Source organism: Phenylobacterium sp. (genome assembly GCF_036402295.1).
GTDB lineage: Bacteria > Pseudomonadota > Alphaproteobacteria > Caulobacterales > Caulobacteraceae > Phenylobacterium.
In genome coordinates, this window is record NZ_DASWTE010000327.1 from 1 (window position 1) to 3,742 (window position 3,742).

Here is a 3,742-nt window from a genome sequence, read left to right on the forward strand (position 1 = left end):
CTTCAGGAATCGAAATGACCGACTACGTCGTGAAGGACCTCTCGCTCGCCGACTGGGGCCGCAAGGAAATCGACATCGCCGAAACCGAGATGCCGGGCCTGATGGCCACGCGCGCCGAGTTCGGCAAGAGCCAGCCGCTGAAGGGCGCCCGCATCGCCGGCTCGCTGCACATGACCATCCAGACCGCGGTGCTCATCGAGACGCTGCAGGCTCTGGGCGCCGACGTGCGCTGGGCCTCGTGCAACATCTTCTCGACGCAGGACCACGCCGCCGCGGCCATCGCGGCCAAGGGCACGCCGGTCTTCGCGATCAAGGGCGAGACCCTGGTCGAGTACTGGGAGTACGCCCACAAGATCTTCGAGTGGTCCGACGGCGGCTACCCGAACCTGATCCTGGACGACGGCGGCGACGCCACCCTGCTCTGCGTCCTGGGCCCGAAGGCCGAGAAGGACCCCAGCGTCCTGAACAACCCGCAGAACGAGGAAGAGGAAGCCCTCTTCGCCGTGATGAAGCGGTACCTGAAGGAGAAGCCCGGCTTCTACTCGGCCATCCGCGACGCCTGCCGGGGCGTGTCGGAAGAGACCACCACGGGCGTGCACCGCCTCTACCAGATGCACGAGCGCGGCGAGCTGCCGTTCACCGCCATCAACGTCAACGACAGCGTGACGAAGTCGAAGTTCGACAACCTCTACGGCTGCCGCGAGAGCCTGGTGGACGCCATCCGCCGCGGCACCGACGTGATGCTGGCCGGCAAGACCGCGGTCGTCCTGGGCTACGGCGACGTGGGCAAGGGCTCGGCCGCCTCGCTGCGCAACGGCGGCGCCCGCGTCATGGTCACCGAAGTCGACCCGATCTGCGCCCTGCAGGCGGCGATGGAAGGCTATGAGGTGGTCCGCGTCGAGGACGTGGCCGACAAGGCCGACATCTTCATCACCGCGACGGGCAACAAGGACGTGCTGACCGTCGACCACATGCGCAGGATGAAGAACAACGCGATCGTGGCGAACATCGGCCACTTCGATTCCGAGATCCAGATCGCGGGCCTGCGGAACTACAAGTGGGACAAGATCAAGGACCAGGTCCACCACGTCGAGTTCCCGGACGGCAAGAAGATCATCGTGCTGTCGGAAGGCCGCCTCGTGAACCTGGGCAACGCCACGGGCCACCCGTCGTTCGTGATGAGCGCCAGCTTCACCAACCAGACGCTGGCCCAGATCGAGCTGTGGGTGAACGGCGCGAAGTACGAGAAGCGCGTCTACACCCTGCCCAAGCACCTCGACGAGAAGGTGGCCATGCTCCACCTCGAGAAGCTGGGCGCCAAGCTGACCGCGCTCTCGAAGGACCAGGCCGACTACATCGGCGTGACCCCGCAGGGCCCGTTCAAACCGGAACACTACCGGTACTAAGCGGCAGGCATTGCGGCCGTCCCAGGACGGCCGCAAGTCTTACCACCGTCAGTAGTGAAAATGGGTACGTCGTTTACCATTTCCAGTAGAATAACGCTGGAATGAACATGTTATCTGGGCTAGGGCCGAAACCTGTGCCGCTCGCCCTGATCCTTTCCTCGTTCGTGGCGGCCTCGCGCATCGGCGGGGCGGCGCAGCAGTATGTGCTGGCCGCGCACAAGATCGATCCGGTCCTCGCCCCCACCGTCATGTTCGGCCGCACGCCGGCCCGCGGCGGCCGCGGCGAGATCACGCAACCCGACGTGTTCCGGCGCATGCTGGGCGACATCGAGGCCGACGCCCTGTTCGGCATGGTCGACCTGATCATCACCGGCCACTTCTCCGATCCCGAACAGGTCGAGATCGCCGCCGGCGTCATCGAACGCGTGCGCCACACCGAGCGGGCGGACGGCAAGACCAACGGCGCTCAGCGGCCGCTGGTGATCGTCGACCCCGTCCTGGGCGACACACCGAAGGGCCTCTACGTGAAATACGAGGTCGCGGAACAGGTCGAGGCGCGGCTGGTTCCCCTCGCAGACTGGATCACGCCCAACCTGTGGGAGCTCGCCTTCCTGACCGACCGCAAGATCGAGACGACCGCCCAGGCCAGGGACGCCGCCCGCGCGCTAGGCCGGCCGGCGCTGATCACCTCGGCGCCGGCCGGACCCGGCGAGACCGGCCTACTGTACGTCGACGCCGACGAGGCCGTGCTCTTCGCCCATCCCCGGCAGGAGAGCGCCCCCAACGGCACCGGCGACCTGGTGACCGCGAGCTTCGGGGCGGGCCTGATCGAGGGCCTTGAGCCCCGCCACGCCGCCGCCCGCGCGGCCCGCGCCGCGGTGATGGCCGTCGAGGCCGCCCGGATCTGGCGGGCGTGCGAACTCCCCATCGTCGCCATCGCCGACCGGCTCGCCAACCCTGACGGCGAGGTGCGGACGGAAGCCGTCTGATGGCCCGCCATGCCGAGCGCCTGAACGTTCAGGGCCGGGTGCAGGGCGTGGGCTATCGCTGGTGGACGATGCAGGCGGCCGCGGCGCTGGGGCTCGAGGGCTGGGTGCGCAATCGCCGCGACGGGTCGGTGGAGATCCTGGCCATCGGCCACGCCACCGCGATCGAAGCGCTCCACGAAAGCTGCCGCGAAGGGCCACGGGGCGCTGTCGTGCTGGCCGTGGAGCGCTATATGGCCGAGGACGACGGCAGCGTCGGCTTCGAAGAACGCCCCACGGTCTAGGGTTCATGGTCGAGATCACAGGTTTCGCGCCCGCGCGCTTCGCGGGCGTCAAGGACGTCTTCGCCCGGTCGTTCGAGGCCGGCGAGGAACTGGGCGCGCGCTTCACCCTGGTCGAGGACGGCGAGGTGGTGCTGGACCTGATGGGCGGCTGGGCCGACCGCAGGCGCGTGGACCCGTTCGGCGAGCACACCCTGGTCCCGGTCTTCTCCACCACCAAGTCGGTGTCGGCCCTGATGATCGCCCGCCTAGTCGATGCCGGGAAGCTGGACTACGGCCAGACGGTCGCCAGCGTCTGGCCCGAGTTCGCCCAGGCCGGCAAGGACGCCGTCACCATCGAGCAGGCGATCTCGCATCAGGCGGGGTTGCCCGGCTTCCCCGAGCCGATGGACCCGGGTCTGTGGGTGGACTGGGACGCGATCTGCGCGCGGCTGGCGGCGATGGCGCCGATGTGGCCGCCGGGCAGCGCCAGCGGCTATCACCCGGTGACGGTGGGCTACATCGTCGGCGAGATCTTCCACCGCGTCGACGGCCGCACCATCGGCACGGCGTTCCGCGAGGACATCGGCGGCCCCTATGGCCTCGACCTGTGGGTCGGTCTGCCGGCGGACGCCGAGGGCCGCGTGGCCGAGCTGCAGCGGCCGAGCGCGCTGCCGGACTTCGGCGAGATCAATGACGCCACCCGGGCCGCCTTCCTGGCGCCCTGGTCGTCGGCCGCCGGCAAGGCAGGGGCTGACTACCGGCGCATGGAGGTGCCGTCCACCAACGGCTACGCCACCGCCGAAGCCTTCGCAAAGCTGATGGGGGCGCTGGCCAACGACGGCTGGCTGGACGGCGGCGAGATCCTGTCGCCGGCCCTGATCGCCGAGGCCAGCCGCGAACGCATCCGGGGCCAGGACCTGGTGCTGCCCTACGTGATGAGCTGGGCGGCGGGCTTCATGCGCAACGAGATCAACTTCCCCTGGGGGCCGGGGACGGAGAGCTTCGGCCACTCGGGCTGGGGCGGCAGTTGCGCCTTCGCCGACCCGCAGCGGCGCCTGGGCGGCGCCTACGCCATGAACAAGCAGGG

General features: G+C 69.0%; 4 protein-coding genes. All 4 read left to right on the top strand.

Features of this window, described 5'->3' with window-relative positions; all coding sequences use genetic code 11:
* The first annotated feature begins 14 nt into the window (after window positions 1–14).
* A complete protein-coding gene (ahcY, locus tag VGD44_RS19555; RefSeq protein WP_331090054.1) occupies window positions 15–1,406 on the top strand; it encodes an adenosylhomocysteinase in 1,392 nt (463 codons plus the stop codon).
* A gap of 134 nt (window positions 1,407–1,540) precedes the next feature.
* Window positions 1,541–2,395, top strand: a complete 855-nt coding sequence (locus tag VGD44_RS19560; protein WP_331090055.1) for a PfkB family carbohydrate kinase — start codon at window positions 1,541–1,543, stop codon at window positions 2,393–2,395.
* Window positions 2,395–2,676, top strand: a complete 282-nt coding sequence (locus VGD44_RS19565) for an acylphosphatase (RefSeq protein WP_331090056.1) — start codon at window positions 2,395–2,397, stop codon at window positions 2,674–2,676. The genes VGD44_RS19560 and VGD44_RS19565 overlap by 1 nt, the downstream gene beginning before the upstream one ends.
* Window positions 2,677–2,681: 5 nt before the next feature.
* On the top strand, window positions 2,682–3,742 hold a 1,061-nt coding region (locus VGD44_RS19570; RefSeq protein ID WP_331090057.1), incomplete at its 3' end, for a serine hydrolase domain-containing protein.